Annotated in this window: 10 protein-coding genes; 9 read left to right on the top strand and 1 reads right to left on the bottom strand. The window is 44.6% G+C overall.

Annotated elements, in window-relative coordinates; all coding sequences use genetic code 11:
* From ABEW34_RS00250 to ABEW34_RS00210, 9 genes are all read left to right on the top strand, one after another.
* The gene (locus tag ABEW34_RS00250; RefSeq protein WP_430153794.1) at positions 1-849 is read left to right on the top strand and encodes a carbohydrate ABC transporter permease; all 849 of its coding nucleotides are present in this window, start codon (positions 1-3) and stop codon (positions 847-849) included.
* Positions 850-886: 37 nt separating this feature from the next.
* Positions 887-2,587, top strand: coding sequence for an alpha-glucosidase (locus tag ABEW34_RS00245; protein ID WP_430153791.1), 1,701 nt, complete (start codon positions 887-889; stop codon positions 2,585-2,587).
* A gap of 475 nt (positions 2,588-3,062) precedes the next feature.
* A complete protein-coding gene (locus tag ABEW34_RS00240) occupies positions 3,063-4,871 on the top strand; it encodes a cache domain-containing sensor histidine kinase (RefSeq protein WP_430153788.1) in 1,809 nt (602 codons plus the stop codon).
* Between the two features lie 41 nt (positions 4,872-4,912).
* Positions 4,913-6,496, top strand: a complete 1,584-nt coding sequence (locus ABEW34_RS00235) for a response regulator (RefSeq protein WP_430153785.1) — start codon at positions 4,913-4,915, stop codon at positions 6,494-6,496.
* Between the two features lie 151 nt (positions 6,497-6,647).
* Positions 6,648-7,553, top strand: coding sequence for an ABC transporter permease (locus tag ABEW34_RS00230; RefSeq protein WP_430153783.1), 906 nt, complete (start codon positions 6,648-6,650; stop codon positions 7,551-7,553).
* 2 nt (positions 7,554-7,555) lie between these two features.
* Positions 7,556-8,425, top strand: a complete 870-nt coding sequence (locus ABEW34_RS00225) for a carbohydrate ABC transporter permease (RefSeq protein ID WP_430153781.1) — start codon at positions 7,556-7,558, stop codon at positions 8,423-8,425.
* Positions 8,426-8,491: 66 nt separating this feature from the next.
* Positions 8,492-10,063, top strand: a complete 1,572-nt coding sequence (locus ABEW34_RS00220; protein ID WP_430153778.1) for an ABC transporter substrate-binding protein — start codon at positions 8,492-8,494, stop codon at positions 10,061-10,063.
* A gap of 41 nt (positions 10,064-10,104) precedes the next feature.
* Positions 10,105-12,765: a glycosylhydrolase-like jelly roll fold domain-containing protein gene (locus ABEW34_RS00215; RefSeq protein WP_430153776.1), complete on the top strand. Its 2,661-nt coding sequence runs from the start codon at positions 10,105-10,107 to the stop codon at positions 12,763-12,765.
* A gap of 322 nt (positions 12,766-13,087) precedes the next feature.
* Positions 13,088-14,263, top strand: coding sequence for an MFS transporter (locus tag ABEW34_RS00210; RefSeq protein ID WP_430153774.1), 1,176 nt, complete (start codon positions 13,088-13,090; stop codon positions 14,261-14,263).
* Between the two features lie 79 nt (positions 14,264-14,342).
* Here the strand turns inward: ABEW34_RS00210 and ABEW34_RS00205 are convergent, their stop codons facing one another.
* Positions 14,343-14,702: a winged helix-turn-helix transcriptional regulator gene (locus ABEW34_RS00205; RefSeq protein ID WP_430153772.1), complete on the bottom strand. Its 360-nt coding sequence runs from the start codon at positions 14,700-14,702 to the stop codon at positions 14,343-14,345.
* Positions 14,703-14,879 lie beyond the last annotated feature (177 nt).

Raw genomic sequence — 14,879 nt, 5'->3', positions numbered from 1 at the left:
ATGAATCATACTGTTGAAAAAGCGAAAGCACTTAAACAATGGATCGTGTATGTCGTATTGGCTATTGTTGTGCTGCTCACCTTGGCTCCACTGGCGTTGCTGGTTATAAATTCTTTCAAAAGCCAATCCGAAATTGTCGCCAATCCGCTGCAGCTGCCATCAGAAATTACCTTTCAGTATCTCGGGCTTGCAGCAGAGCAGATCCATTTACTCCAAGCGCTATGGGTGACGGCTTTAATTACGGTAGTCTCTGTAATCCTTCTGGTAGTGATTTCTTCTCTAACCGCATGGTTGATGGTCCGAACGAAATCTATCACTTCTAGTGTATTGTTGTTTATGTTTTCAGCTTCTATGCTGATACCGTTCCAATCCGTCATGTACCCGCTTTTGAGCCTCTTTGAAGATATGGGTTTAAAAAATCATGCAGGTCTTATTTTGATGTATGGCGGCTTTGGCCTTAGCTTGTCGGTATTTCTATACCATGGTTTTATCAAAAGTGTTCCGCTGGCCCTTGAAGAAGCAGCTGTTATTGACGGAGCAAGCATTTTTAGCTTGTTTTTCCGCGTTGTATTTCCTTTGGTGAAGACAACCACGGTCACCGTCATTATTTTGAACTCGGTTTGGATATGGAACGATTATTTATTGCCGTTTTTAGTTATCGGGAATCAAACCTATAAAACTCTTACATTAGAACTGTATTTTGCAAAGCAGGTGTCTGGGCAATATAGTACGGCATGGGATTTGATTTTCCCGGCAGTGCTTATTTCCATAATTCCGATCGTCATCTTGTTTGTGTTTTTGCAAAAATACATTATTACAGGTGTGTCAGAAGGTGCTGTAAAAGGATAGAAAAGAGATAAAGCTCATTCAATTGGAGGAAGGCAATATGGAGAAAACCTGGTGGAAAGAAAGTGTTGTGTATCAAATTTATCCAAGAAGCTTCAAAGACAGCAATCATGATGGTATTGGAGATTTGAATGGGGTTACAGAAAAATTGGATTATCTGAAGCTGTTGGGGATTGATGTGATTTGGCTTTGTCCCGTATATCAATCTCCGAACTGCGACAATGGCTATGATATTAGCGATTATCATGAAATTATGCATGATTTTGGTACGATGGAGGATTTTGATCGACTGCTTGAGGAAGCCCATTCCAGAGGTATAAAGATTATTATGGATCTAGTCGTTAATCACACCTCAGATGAGCACCCGTGGTTTGTTGAAAGTAAGAAATCGCTAGATAACCCTTATCGGGATTACTATATATGGCAAGAAGGTAAAGACGGCAAGGAGCCTAACAATTGGGGTTCCTGGTTCGGGGGCTCTGCTTGGACGCATTCAGCTGAAACGGATAGCTATTATCTTCATATATTTGCAGATAAACAACCCGATTTAAATTGGGAAAATGAAAAGGTTCGCAAGGAAGTCGTCAAACTAATGAAATGGTGGTGCGATAAAGGGATCGACGGATTCCGATTAGACGTAATCAGCATGATATCCAAAACGAAAGAAACGCCTGATGGGCATGTAATGGAAGGAATGAAATATGGTGATTTATCGCCGTATGTCATCCATGGTCCCCGTGTTCACGAATATTTACGCGAATTAAATCGTGAAGTGTTCTCTCAATATGATGTCATGACGGTTGGGGAAACGGCTGGTGTTACGGAAAAGCATGCTGAGGAGTATGCTGGATTTGAAAGAAATGAATTGAATATGATCTTTCAATTTGAACATATGGATCTTGATTTTGGCGAAAAAAATAAATGGAATGACCAGCCGCCGAAGCTGACGAATTTAAAGGCCGTTCTTAGCAAGTGGCAGGTAGGACTGCACAATAAGGCATGGAATAGCTTGTTTTGGGATAATCATGATCAGCCTAGAGCGTTGTCCCGCTTCGGGAATGATAAGCAGTACTGGTCAGAGTCAGCAAAGATGCTCGCAACCTGCTTGCATATGATGCAGGGTACTCCTTACATTTACCAAGGGGATGAAATAGGGATGACGAATATTAAGTTCACCTCTATTGAACAGTACCGGGACATCGAGAGCCACAATGCTTATGAGGAATTGGTCGGAGGCGGCTTAGTTGATAAGGAACAGATGCTTAGTTATTTGAATTACAAGAGCCGCGACAATGCAAGAACTCCCATGCAATGGGATGATTCGGAAAATGCGGGCTTCACTAATGGGGAGCCTTGGATAGAAGTAAACGCCAACTATCAATCGATCAATGCAGCTGCTCAAGTAGCTAATGAGAATTCCATTTTTGCCTACTATCAAAAACTGATTCGTCTAAGAAAGCAGCATGAAATTATTGTTTATGGCAGCTATGAGCTGTTATTGCCTGAAAGTGAAGAGCTATTTGTGTATACGAGAACGCTCAACGATCAGAAATTGCTGGTCATGTGTAATTTTACTGATGAGACGGTGGATTTTGTTGTACCTGAGGAGCTTCAATCATGCCAGAGAGCGATATGGATTCAGAATTATTCGGATGCAGCTGCAGGCAATCATATAAGTCTTAGACCACATGAAGCTATCGTGCTCTTTTTTGACGATGTCAATGTCAACGGAAGGGCTTGAATGATTCATTTTGATGAGAAAATAGCGTTTTCAAACGTCGCTAACGATGTATTGACCGTTTGAGACCATTTGAATACTTAAATTCGAGTGTCCTGTTGAAGCGCACCCCTTGGCATAGTGATGCTATAGTCCACAACGTTAGGGTATTTTCTCTTGAGGACAACTTAATAATTAACTTGAACAGTCCCGATGAGCAGTAATATTTATTCGGGACTGTTTTTTAATTTCTGGAAAAGTCCATATCCAAGGTTAAGAAAATGATGATGCTTCGTTTTTTAAAATCCACAAAAATGCCCCTGTATAAAACTAAAAATGACCCTTTGATTAATTGCGTTTTTTAACGTATATTTTCGTGTAATTGGATTCAAAGCTATTCCAGTTTTTGTCCGGGTGCTCTTCGGTAGCGTCTATGCAGCGAGGCATGTACAATAGTTAGACGAGGTGTTCGCCATGGAAGGGCTAGGGGATGGAGCATATGAGCTGGATGCGAAGGGGAAGGCTAAAAGTAAAAAACATGAGGTTTCAATACAAATTATTAATGGGCTACTTGCTGGCCTGTGTCATTCCTTTAATATTTGTAAGCGTTATCATATTTCGCCAATCGGCGGGGGCACTGGAGGATTCCTCTCAAGAATTTGCTTCTCTTTACACGTCGCAGCTTAAGACTACTTTAAACGAATTTATGGGGGAATATGACAAGGTCACCAAGTCGGTATTGGTTGACAATGAATTGATCTACAGAATTGGAGATAAGCGAAGCTTGCCAATGGATGAATTAATCGTCCAGAAAGTTGAGGTTCAGCGCCTATTAATGCGCGTGGCCTTGCTCAAACCAGAAATTAGTACCGTGATGCTAATCAGCCGGGATACTAACGTGTATCAATATACGACTACAACTAGCAGAGTGGTAGAGGAGATTTTGTTGTCTCGTGAATGGTACAAACAGCTCAGCAGCACAAAGGATACTTTTTTTATTACCGGGCTGCATGATCGTTCTTATTACGAGGATAAGGGGGCGGGAGCTGTAGTAACGGTCGGACGGGTATTGTTCAGCTCGGATGGAGCCTATGCTGGCCTTCTTCTCATAGATTTGGATCCGTTTACCTTGCTGCGGCTTGATCATGAATTTGTTTTGGCTCGGGACAAGTATGGCATGAGCGTCATTATAAGCAATAGCCAAAATGAAATCGTCTATCATTCCGATGCGGCCAGCGGCCGCTTATCCTGGCAGCAAGTACTTGAATCCGGTACAGAGCTGCTGCAGGAGAATGACAGCGATGACAGCATTATTTTAACGGGCAGCACCACGCAGGGGGATTTGCTTATTAGAACCGAGATTCCCCGCTCGAAGCTGCTGCACAACATCAATCAAATCAAGGGAGTGACGGTGTCGGTCATTCTGATGAGCTGTCTCGTCATTACTCTTATATCGCTTAGTCTAAGCTATAAGATTACGAAGCCGATTAAAGCCCTTCGCAGAAGCATGAAGCAGGCAGAGGTAGGCCAATACTTGCCCATAGAGAAAGAGCAGGCTAACGATGAGATTGGCAGCTTGGTGCACAGCTACAACAAAATGATTATAACGATTCGAACCTTAATTAATGATGTGTATATTGCCGAGATCAAGCAGCGGCAGGCCAAATTCATGGCTCTCCAGAATCAGATCAATCCCCACATTCTTTACAATACGTTGGAATCTATTCGTATGAAGGCGCTCGTTAAAGGGGACGAGGAAACCTCGAATATGATTAAAATTTTGGCGCGCATGTTTCGGCTGGCTTTAAGCAAAGAAGGCAAACACCATTGCGTGAAGCATGAATTGGAATATACCACTAACTATATAGAGCTGCAAAATATCCGATTCGATAATAGGTTCAGACTGGATATCAGAATGCCCGAAGAGATGCTGAATTGCAGCATCATTCCCCTGATTTTTCAGCCGATTGTTGAAAATAGCATTAATCATGGATTTGAGGACTACAGCCGGATCATAAATATCGAGATTGAAGGCATCTGGACGGACGAAGGGGAAATGCTCATTCGGTTAAAGGATGATGCAGCCGGTATTTCATTGGAGAAACAAGAAGAGCTGCGTGCCTTGTTGGAGCATGCTGAATCGGACAAATATAAACTAGGTGGAGCTGATGAATCGGAGGGTAACGGGATAGGCCTCAAAAATATAGCTGAGCGTATTAAACTCCATTATGGTGCTGATTATTATTTAACGATTCGCCAGAGACTTGATCGGGGAACGATCGTCGAAATATTAATTCCTAAACGGTAGGGTATTGTTCGGCAGCAAAATAGATGGAGAGGGGCTTTGGCATGAAGCTGATCTTGGTTGATGATGAGAAGGGCATTGTGGATGGCATCAAACTCTTAATAAACCGCTATATCCCGGAATGTGAAGTGGTCGGCGTAGCCTATAATGGCTTGGAAGGTGGAAGCTTAATTCAGGAATTGCAGCCGGACATTGTGATTACGGATATTCGGATGCCGCAAGTTAGCGGCCTCGATATGATTAAAGGGCTGAAAGACAAGGGCAGCCAGACTACATTTATTCTGTTAAGTGGATATGCCGACTTTGAATATGCACGGAGGGGGATGCAATTAGGCGTACAATCCTATATCAATAAACCGGTCGAGGAAGAGGAGCTTCAAAGCTGCGTTCATCAGGCCATGAAAGCGATTCGTGCGGATCGGGCTAAGCGGCAGGAAGTAGCTGACTTGAAGCAGGAGGTCCATCATCTTATTCAAGAGAACGCTCTGCGGGATATTCTAGATGTCGGCAGCGATAATACGGAGCTTATGGAAGAGTGGCTTGAAATGGCGCAAATCCCGACAAAGGGAAACGGGTTCGCGGGGGTTGTGCTTGAATTTGATCGTAAATTCGATGCTCTAAAGGAAGTCGGTCTACAGCAGGTGCTTTGTCAAATAGATCTGGCTCTTGAGCAGTATGACGGCGTGTATCGGTTTCGTTATACAGGCTCGCAGGTTGCCGTGGTAGTTGCTCAAGGGGGGCCTATCCGCTATGCGGAGCTGCTTCGTGCGATGCAGCGTCTCAAAGAGGAAGTAAAGCTAAAGCTGGGGCTTTCTATGACCATCGGTGTTGGAACGATTCAGGAAAGGGCAGCTGGCATCAGCCAGTCTTTTGAAGAAGCACGCTATGCGCTAAGCTATAAAGTCGTCAAAGGAGTGGACACGGTAATATCATTCACAGATATTACAAATCTGTCAGGACGGATTCAATCTGTTCCAGAAGAGAGAATCGCCCAGCTGGAAGCGGCCCTTGAGAACATGGATGAAAAGGAATGTGTAAGCATCATACACGATATTTTTCGATTGATCGATTCCGAACCAAGCATGACCCCCGCGGATTTACAGATGCATTGTGTGAACATTCTGTTAGCGAGTATTCGGAAAATGTCTTTTCAGCAGCTGCAGCAAAATGATTTTTTGGGCCGTCATATTTTGTCACTGGACGGTATATCCCGATTTCGGACCTTAGAATGCTTGGAGGAATGGATGGTTGAAGTCATTAGAAAAATGATCGAGTTTAAGCTGGAGCATAACATACCTAAGAAGAAGGATATCATTGCAGAGGTTAAGGAATATGTATCTGCCCATTATAATGAACCGATTACACTTGCGGATTTGTCTGCGCGTTTTTTTATCAGCCCTTATTATTTAAGCCAGTTTTTCAAACAAAAGACGGGAGAAACCTATGTAAGCTTTTTGAGCCGAATTCGCATTGGCAAAGCAAAGGAGCTTCTTGAAAGGACCGATTTAAAGGTGTACGAAATTTGCCAAAGGGTAGGTTACTCGGATACGCAGCATTTTGCACGGCTTTTCGAAAAACTAACGGGCTGCAAGCCAAGTGAATATCGCAAGCGGCTGCCAAGCAGCTAGCCTTATTTAGCCACTCCCTGTAGGAGTGGTTTTCTATTTTCCTTAAAAATGACCTTGTTAATCCTTAAAAATGCCCAATTGAGAGACACAACCCCCAGTTGTATATTATTCATGTAAGCGAATACAACAACGAGATATGGGGGGTGATCAGTTGAAAGAAGTTGCATTTTATCGAATGAAGGTGTATTGGCCGTTGTATGTGATGGCGATTCCGGGAATCGTTTTTCTCATTATATTTAAATATATTCCACTGGCCGGTGCTGTAATCGCCTTCAAGGACTATTCGGTGTTTCAAGGGCTGATGGATAGTCCTTGGGTAGGCTTCAAGCACTTTGAGACTTTGCTGGAGCATCCTGACTTTGCCCGAGTGTTCGGAAACACGCTGGTACTAGGTTTTCTCAAGCTCACACTGGTTTTCCCCGTGCCGGTTCTTCTGGCGCTGATGATCAATGAGATTCGAAAATCGGCGCTCAAGAAAGGAATACAGACCGCTTTGTATATTCCGCACTTTTTATCTTGGGTTATCGTTGCCGGTATCGTTTTTGATTTTTTTTCATTAAGCGGATTGTTTAACATCGTTATCGGCTGGTTCGGCTTTGAACCTTTGCTGGCGATGCAGGAAAGCGAATACTTTCGGCCCATTTACGTGCTTTCATCCATGTGGAGGGATGCGGGCTGGGGTACCGTAGTGTATATAGCGGCGATCAGTGCGATTGATCCTCAGTTGTACGAATCGGCGATGATGGATGGGGCGTCCAAATTCCGGCAAATTCGCCATATCACCTTCCCGCTGCTGCTGCCTACCGTACTGGTGCTGTTCCTCCTTGAAATCGGCAACTTTTTGGATCTTGGCTTTGATCAGGTTTATAATCTAATCACTCCGATGACCTACAACGTAGGAGATATTCTGGATACGTACGTGTTCCGGACCGGCATTCAGCAAGCGCAGTACAGCTTTGCAACGGCGGTTGGTTTATTCCAATCGATTATTGGACTGATACTGGTGTATATATTCAATCGAATGTCGAAGAAAGTATCGGATGGGGGGCTCTGGTAGACATGTTCGAATCGAGAAGCGAAAAAATATTTGTATCAGGCATTACGATCGTTCTCATCCTCTTGTCCGTCATAGCTCTCATCCCGCTGTTGTCTGTCATATCTACCTCGCTTAGCTCCAAAAACGCTGTAGATATGAATTTGGTCACCTTATGGCCGAAGCAGTTTACCTTCGACTCGTGGAGCTATATTATCGATCGTCCTGATCTATGGAAATCGTTTTTCCTAACCCTGGTTACGACGCTGATTGGAACGGTTTTGGCGCTGCTGATGACCGCGCTGCTTGCTTACCCGCTTTCGAAGTCGGAGTTTCGCTGGGGGTCCGTAATCATGATCAGCGTCGTAATCGCCATGATCTTCAAGGCTCCTATCGTACCTTATTTCCTGACGATTCGCGGCATAGGACTTTATGATAATCCATTGGTGCTAATCATACCGCATATTCTGAATCCCTTTAATTTGATTATCATGAGAACGTTTTTTAAACAATTTTCGAAGGAGCTGGAGGAAGCGGCCTTGCTTGAAGGCTGTGGGTATTTCCGGATGCTGTTTCAATTGGTGCTTCCACTGTCCAAAGCAGTCCTTGCGACACTGGCTTTGTTCTACGGCGTGGTGTTGTGGAATCAGTTCCAGCATCCGCTCCTTTTCCTGCAAAATACCGACTGGTTTCCGCTGCAAATCAAGATTCGGCAGTTTATTACAGACGATAACGTCATTATGGCGGGCGCTGCATCAACAGTTGATCTGAACTACAACGAGCGAACCTTAAGAGCAGCCACGGTTATCTTCGCGATCCTTCCGATCATTATGGTGTATCCTTTCTTGCAGAAGTATTTTGTTAAAGGGGCTATGATCGGTTCGGTAAAAGGCTAGTCATCCTTTTTAGGTTTTTAGGCGAACAGCCTTAAACATATTACGGAAAGATATGGGGGAAAACACATGAACGTTAAAAAAATGGGGTTAACGATAGCGGCGGGAATTTTGGCTGTTACGGTTATAAACGGCTGCGGCGGCAACACGAACACTTCGAATCAGGCTGCCCAGAGTCAAACGAGCAGTACAGATGGGATAGTCGATATTGAAGTATGGGGCACCAACATCGGTTACAAGCCGATCACCAAAGGCAGCCAGCTGTATGAATTTTATAAGGAAAAGCTTGGCGTAGGCGTCATCCATCCTTATGTGGAATGGAACGGTGGAACGAATTACCTGAATCAGCTGAATTTGAAGATTGCAGCCAATGAAATGCCAGATTTGTTTACTCCCCAACAGGGCATGGAAGACAGCTTGGCCAAAAATGGCGCAATTGCCGACCTGACGGAGCTATTGCCGAAATATGCCCCGAATCTTTGGGAAACGATACCAACTGAAATGTGGGATGTTGTCAAGGCCAATGATCCAACCGGTCAGGGGAAAATCTATTACATCCCTGGCTCGGTCGATTACGGAAGATATGCGGGGATGATTCGCCAAGATTGGCTCGACAAGCTGAACCTGCCGATGCCAACGACGCAAGACGAGTACGTCAAAGTACTTGAGGCGTTCCGGGATCAGGACCCTAATGGCAACGGTCAGAAGGATGAGATTCCAACGGGCGGCCGTCAAGATGCTCGCTGGATGGATCACTTGTTCGCCATGTACGGTGTGGCCATGTTTGAAGGGTACCCGGAGTGGGATCTGTACGATGGCGAGCTTACTTATTCAGCCGTAACACCGAATATGAAAGACGCTTTAGCGTTCATCGCCAAGCTGTATAAGGACGGATTATTGGATAAGGAGACGCTTCTGAACGACAAGGCAAAGTGGGATGGAAAAATTACGTCCAATAAGGCTGGAAACTACTTCCACTGGGTGGAGCAGCTCAATCTCAATTTGGAAAACCTGCAAAAAAATACGGGTGTGAAAGCAGAATTTTCCGTGCTCCCTGTACCTAAAGTTGAAGGTTATGAGGGCTTTTACACCGGAAAGAGATTTGCTCCCCCGCAATGGGTCGTGAAGAACAATAAAGATGAAGAGAAACTAATGGCTACCTTAAAGCTGTTGAACAATATGTATGACAAAAATAATTTCAAAGCGCTATACCTCGGTGTAGAAGGCATGCACTATACAATGAAGGACGGCAAAGCCGTCAAGCTTCCGGACGATAAGAGTACGCAGGAAAATCTGGTTCTTAATCCATATTCAAGCTCGGCGACCCTTGACTTTACCATTGATCTCTTCGAAAGCACCGCATCGGAAGAGAGTAAGTGGATCGTCGATCAGGTGACTAGCAATATGCAGGAAGCTCAAAAATATGCCAAGGTCATAGCCGGCGATGGCATGTCTGCCAGTGTATACGAGGGTTATCCGGATATTAACAATCGGACGCTGTTTGTGGAATATGCAGCCAAAATTATACTTGGACAATATCCAATCAGCAAATTCGATGAATTCGTAGACAAGTGGAACAAATCGGGTGGAGAAGAAGTAACGAAGCGTGCCAGAGATTGGTATGCCAAAGTAAAGAAATAATCCACTAAAGAAAAAGGATTTGAATCAGGAGGGAGGCTAGGATGAGCAATCTTTTGAAGGAAGTGCTTGAAGGTCGAGAACATAATTATATCCTTCCCTTTCTCTGGCAGCATGGCGAGGAGGAGCAAGCGATTCGCGAAGAGATGGCACGTATTCATGGGGCTGGAATCGGTGCAGTTTGTGTAGAGGCACGGCCTCATCCGGATTTTCTTGGGCTGAAGTGGTGGTTGGACATGGACATCATTATGGATGAAGCTCGAAAGCGCGGCATGAAGGTGTGGATGCTGGATGACGACCATTTTCCAACCGGACATGCGGCAGGCAAAGTGAAGGAGGCTCCAGAGGAGCTTCATCGCAAGTTCCTGGGTGAACGTTTTATCGATACCATCGGTCCTGCCAAAGGCACATCTCTGCTGCTGGATACCTTACTGATGAGCGGACTTAGGCCTACTGTTTCGCAGAGCCAATACGCGACCGGCAAAAACAAGCTCATTTCTGTTGTTGCTGTGCGTCGAGCATCAACCAATGAAACGTTAACCAGTGAATGCATAGACTTAACTGAGCTAGTGCATGACGGCATTCTATACTGGGATGTTCCTGAAGGCTATTGGCGGGTATTCATCGTTTCAGAAAACAAAGATGGCGGCAGTAAGGCGCAGGAGGATTATCTAAACCCGCTCGTTCGGGATTCGGTTCGCATTTTGCTCGATACGGTTTATGAGGCTTTTTATAATCGGTATCACGCAGATTTTGGAAAGACATTTGCTGGTTTTTTTTCGGACGAACCCGGATTCTACAACGATAAGACGACCTTTGATTTCAATTCGAAGCTGGGAAAACAAGGCGTATCCCTGCCTTGGAGCGATGAAATGCCGACCCTGCTTGAACAGGCGTTGGGGGAGGATTACCGTAAGCTGCTGCATCTCCTCTGGCATGAGGCGGGGGAAAAGTCGAGCATGGTTCGGTATGCTTATATGAATATCGTCAGCAAGCTTTACGGGGAAAGCTTCTGCAGCCAGATCGGAGAGTGGTGCAGAGCCCACGGGGTAGAATACATTGGACATGTGCTGGAAGATAATAACGTTCATGCAAGGCTTGGCTCCGGCGCAGGCCACTTCTTCCGCTCGCTTTGGGGACAGGACATGTCGGGTATCGATGTGGTGCTGTGGCAGATCGTCCCAGGCTTCGATGAAATGTCTTTTCGCTGGCCGGCAGGGGAGACAGACAGTGAATTTTTCCACTATGGCCTTGCAAAGCTAGGTGTGTCGCTGGGGCATATCGATCCGAAAAAAAAGGGACGGACCATGTGCGAATTGTATGGAGCCTATGGATGGGCAGAAGGGCTAAAGCTGATGAAATGGCTCACTGACCATATGCTCGTTCGTGGCGTCAATTATTTTGTACCACATGCATTTAGTCAAAAAACGTTTCCGGATCCCGATTGCCCGCCGCATCTGTATGCAGGTGGAGAAAATCCGCAATACCGCTATTATAAGCATCTGAATCAATATATGAATCGGATAAGTCACCTGATTTCAGGCGGGCGGCATGTGGCGACCGCAGCAGTCGTTTATCATGCTGAAGCCGAATGGTCGGGGGCGGCGATGTATTTTCACAAGCCAGTCAAGCAATTGATGCAAAAGCAGATCGACTGTGATGTTGTTCCCGTTGATATTCTGATGGAGGCGGCGAGTGTAAAGGATAGCAGGCTGCTGATTAATCAAGAAGATTATCGTTGCCTTATCGTTCCTTATGCAGAGGCGCTGCCAGCGGCGATGCTCCGGAGTTTGGTCCAGTTCGCCGATCAAGGTGTTGCCGTCCGCTTTGTTGATGACTGGCCTGCACGTTCGAGCGAAGGCAGTGACGTGTCTGCGGAGCTAACCAGTCTTGCTCATCATCGGAACGTAAAGCTTGTCGCATTAGACCAACTAGCCCAACAATTGATGGCTGATGGATACTACGATATGAAAGCTGCTAGTTACGAGCCATATCTCCGAAATTATCATTATGTTCATGAAAATTTGGCTGTATTCATGTTTTTTAACGAGCACCCGCATCAAAGCATTTTTACGGAAATTGTATTGCCTGTCCAAGGTGAAATATATGCCTATGATGCTTTTCTAAATCGGTTGACCAAATGCAAGGCAAACAGGGAGACTGGAGCGGTGCAGCTTGAGCTTCATCCCTATGAATCGCTTGTTCTTCTCCATGGAGCTGATCTTGGAGACTTCACCGTACTTCCAGAGCAGCGAGCCGTGACTGGAATGGATATAATAGCAGGTGAATGGACGATTTCCACCGCTGATGCTGAGCATTATCCTTCGTTCAATGAATGGGGGAGACTGACAGTGTTAACGAACATGAGCAGGCCAGATTATTTACCGCGATTTTCCGGCACCTTTCGTTATGAAACGGAGTTTGAATGTACGCAGCCTTGGAAACAAGCCTTATTAAATCTTGGGGAAGTCTATGAAACGGCAGAAGTATGGGTAAACGGAGAGCAAGCTGGCGTGCGTATATGTCCACCCTACCAGCTGGAAATCGGCGGTCTGCTGAAAAAAGGGAAAAATAAGCTTGTCATTGAAGTTACGAATACGCTCGTGAAGGACCAGCGCGACTACTTGTCGGCTTTCTCGCAGCAGGAACCGAGCGGGCTAATTGGGCCTGTACGGGTGGATGTGTCAGAAGATCAACTTATTTAATGAAGGAATCTATATTTTTGCAGCAGGAGTCGCCTGGCATAACAGGCGGCTTCTGCTTTTTTGTCGCGAATAAATCAAATTTGAACCGGGTTCCCTTTTCATTGGTTTTGAGATTCATAAAGTATGGATTCAGCAATCGTTATGCCGGTACGGTGTTAACTTAATTTAGTGTATATGCTTAGGGTGACACTAACCTTTATCACAGTACCTGTACTAAAAGTGCGTACTTACATATTTATAGTGCAATCTTTATACTCAGAGCATGAAATAAATATTTTCTATATGCCTGGAAATATTGAAATTAAGAAAGAGGGATAATTTTATGTCAAATGTCTGGAAAATTTATTTATTAGCCGCTGTTAGCTTTTTGGTTGGAACATCCGAGTATATCATAGCAGGGATTCTCGACACAGTTGCAAGAGACGTTAATGTCTCCGTCGCTGCTGCTGGTCAGCTCATTACTGTTTTTTCACTCGCCTATGCTTTTGGAACACCTTTCCTTATCGCACTTACAGCACGAATGGAGCAGCGCAAGCTTTTAGTTTATTCACTTGGCGTATTTGTAATTGGAAATATTATCGCCGTGGTTTTACCTGGCTTTGGATTTCTTATAGTCTCACGCGTTATTCTTGCACTAAGCATGGGAGTATTCGTTGTAACCTCCTTTACAGTCGCTACCAAGATGACTCCACCTGATAAACAGGGAAGTGCAATTGCAACGCTCCTTATGGGTTTTAGCACCTCGTTGATTATCGGTGTTCCGCTAGGCAGAGTTATTGCTTCCGTTTATGATTGGAGATTAATTTTCGGAGGAATCGGTGTACTTAGTATTCTTGCGATGATCGTTATACTCTTAGTCATCCCACGCTCAAATGGCGATGAATCGGTTCCCTTGCGCAAACAGCTTGCTTTAATTAAGCAACCGAAAATAATGGCAGCCCTAATGATCACTTTCTTATGGATTTCTGGTTATTCTATTGTCTACACCTACATTTCTCCCTACCTGCTGTCGGTTACAGGGATGAACAGTAAAACAGTCATCATTGCTTTATTCGCTTTCGGGATTGCCAGCTTGTTCGGCTCAAAGTTTGGCGGCTATAGTACAGATAAATGGGGATTCCCTCGTACTTTATTTGTCAGTATGGTACTGCATGCAGTAGCCTTAGTTCTACTGTCATTATCAGGCCAATGGCCTGCTATCGCTTTCCTTGTCCTCATATTTTGGGCTCTCTCCGCTTGGTCAACAAGTCCAACTCAGCAATATCACTTAATGACGCTTGCTCCGGCTGCTTCAGGCATTATGGTGAGTATGAATACTTCAGTTTTACAGCTTGCTATGGGTGCTGGTGCAGGAATTGGAGGCGTTGTCGTGGAACAAGCTTCCTTAGCTTTGATTAGTTGGATTGGAGCTGCGGTTATTGCCATCGCTGCAGCAACCGTTATGGTATATTTACGAGTAACCCGCTCTAAAACTCAACCAGAACTTAGAAAGATATAGAAGAACTAATATCTATAAAAAAAGAAGTATTTCCCTGTTCAGGAGATACTTCTTTTTCATATAAACAAAACAACTATGCCTACCGCTGTACAGCCTCCAGAGCTGGCGAACTGTTTTTCTCTCCCCACTCGCACATCATATTTAACAATGGAATGAGAGAAAGACCACTTTCAGATAATGAATATTCAACTTTTGGAGGTATTTGGGGAAATTCCTTGCGTATGATAAGCCCATCTGCCTCCAGCTCTTTTAACATGATGCTTTGCGTTTTAAAAGAAATGGTACCGATAGATCGTTGCAGCTCATTAAACCGCATTACCTTATTTTCAGACAGCCAATACATAATGATCATTTTATATTTACCGCCTATTAAGGACAACGTGTATCCAAAGCCAGTTTCTTTTAGGTTCACGCCAGTTGGAATATAGGTTTCGCTCATAAGCTACACTCTCCTTTTGGTAAGTATATGATATAAATATGCATACTTTATAATACATCATTATGCAATCTTATTGAAAGGATTATGCTGCTTACCACATGCTGCCTGACCCTGCTACCACCCCCTCAAACCCACCCCGTAAATTCCAATATCGACGCCTTGGCCGATTGAGCTTCG

The sequence above is a fragment of the Paenibacillus algorifonticola genome (genome assembly GCF_050481745.1).
GTDB classification, from domain to species: domain Bacteria; phylum Bacillota; class Bacilli; order Paenibacillales; family Paenibacillaceae; genus Pristimantibacillus; species Pristimantibacillus algorifonticola_A.
This window is presented reverse-complemented; position numbering and strand designations above follow the sequence as displayed.